This is a genomic window from Desulfovibrio sp. 1214_IL3152 (genome assembly GCF_036763055.1).
Lineage (GTDB): Bacteria > Desulfobacterota > Desulfovibrionia > Desulfovibrionales > Desulfovibrionaceae > Desulfovibrio.
In genome coordinates this window covers 1-2067 of the sequence record NZ_JBAIYW010000534.1, presented here as the reverse complement: position 1 = coordinate 2067, position 2067 = coordinate 1, and the positions used below count along the sequence as shown (strand labels likewise).

Sequence of the window (2067 nt, the reverse complement as noted above, 5' to 3'; positions counted from 1 at the left end):
TTTGATCTGGGTATCCACAATAGCAGATTGTTTTTTTGTCGCTGTACCGGCGATGACTATTGAACGGTTGTGGCACTGGCGTGTCATGAGTGAATACTTGTTTCATTGGTGAATCCTTCACCAATCATGCTTCGCAGCAGGTTTGAATTGCTAGTGGATACCCGCCTTAAATATTGTGATGCTTAATTATCATTTCTATCTTTTTAAAAATTGATTTGAACTCTGAATAATCCATATCACGGAATTCTGGCTTATTTTGAGCTATATTAATAGCAAAATCAAATTTTGAGAGTGCTATATTTTTTAATATACCTCTTTGAATAGTGCAAATGTCACTATCAAGGACTTTTTCATTGTCTTTTAATGTAGCCTTCCAATTTTTAAGCTCTTTGCCATCCCGCGCGCGCTTTCCATAAAATACAGTTCTATCCTCATTATAAAATCCAGTTTCTGGATTGAACTCTGTATTTAAGTAAATTCTCCTTCCAGAAGAGTCTTTGCGTAATAAATCAGCATTGCTGTAAAGTTGTTCAATTGATATGCAATCGTTATTTCTATGGTTTGGCTTATGGATAACTAAAGAAAAAATGTTGTTACCATGGGATAGGATCCCATCTTCTTTTTTCCGATGCGCCTCGCGTATGTTTGCAATGTCTGAATCATAAATGCATATAACTGGAAAGTTAAAAACAATTTGACAATTTTTTGCTTCTTCTGGAAGATTGCTGAGTATGTCGTTGCCACCTTTTAAATATTTTTTATGCTTATAAAAGAATAAATTTAAGTTTGAAAACTCTCCTGCTGTTTTTAGATGAAAGAATGCCTTTTTTAGATGAATCCAATCTGTTGCTCCTTCACCAATAATTACAGGCATTCTATGCTCCATCATGGAAAGGAATTCGAATTGCTGTAGATATTTGTAGTGCTGATCTTTGTGAATTGTTTGATTGTCTTTTTTAATAGGAATTTTTGTTCGAATTTTTTCTTGTTTATCAATGTCATTTAGTAGTTCTATACGATATTTCTTTATAAAGCGTATATATTCAATTTTTCCACGTACTATTTGTGAAAAGCTAATGTTTTTTTTCTTATGCTCAGCCCTATTCTCAAGGTCAAATTGATTCTTGTATTTCTCTTGAGCAGCTTCTATCCCATTTACTCTCCAGCAATGAAGCATAGCGCGTACTTGCTTTATTAGTTTGCGCTGAATGTTTGGATAGTCGTTTACAACAATGCCTGTAACTAACTGACGATCAGATTTCGACCGCATAGTTGTTTTTGCTTCATTTACCATAAACCCTTGAGTTTTTATCAGGTCAATTAATTTAGGGCCTGCTTCCCAATTCCCTTTGGAAAAAATTGCAATTTCTTCAGGAAAGGATTTTTTATTTGTTGAAAACGTCAAATCATCTGCGTATCTAGTATAATAGCACCCACATTCTTTCGCCAGAGAGCTGAGCAAGTAATCCAGATGTCCACATATCATGTTGGCAATAACGGGAGAACAGGGCGATCCTTGGGGCAGTTTGTCGTTGTGACATGCAATTTTTGCTACGAGAATTGCAACTTCTCTTTGAAGAGAATACGGTTTGGCACAAAAAAGGCCAAGAACTCTTCCAAAATGGATTGACGGAAAAAAATCTTTTATATCTATGTTAAAAACAAATCTTTTATTAGAATGTCTAATCGCACCCGTTAAAATTGTCCTTCCTCGGACAAACCCATGAACGGATTTTTTCGCTTTATATATATCTTGAAGAGCATCAGACAGCTTTGATTGTACCCCTTTGAGGCCAGATGCTGGGGCAGAAATGCGTCTTGATGCTCCTGAACGCTTTTTGATTTCAAATTCTGTATATTGATTCTTTATGCCACCATCATGCTTATATATAATGTAGCTTAACTTTTGAGGAGTGAATCCCAAAATTTCTGCGAAGTCGCTAAGATTCTTAGCAGATTGAAATTTTTTTAAGATAATGTTGTCCATAACACCTCCTTGGCAGAATGGCAGACGTTGCTAATATTTATTATATATTAGTAAAAGCTATTTAAGACTTCCTATTTAAG

The 2067-nt window shown here is 35.0% G+C and carries 1 protein-coding gene; it reads right to left on the bottom strand.

Annotated elements, in window-relative coordinates:
• Window positions 1-166: 166 nt before the first annotated feature.
• Window positions 167-1987 carry a reverse transcriptase domain-containing protein gene (locus tag V6C07_RS11320; protein WP_333536587.1) on the bottom strand — a complete coding sequence of 607 codons (1821 nt, stop codon included), beginning with the start codon at window positions 1985-1987 and terminating at the stop codon, window positions 167-169.
• Between the last annotated feature and the right edge of the window lie 80 nt (window positions 1988-2067).

What these genes read in the sequence shown, in the direction of transcription:
- V6C07_RS11320 (WP_333536587.1), bottom strand. Translation starts at nt 1,987, where the DNA reads ATGGACAACATTATCTTAAAAAAATTTCAATCTGCTAAGAATCTTAGC.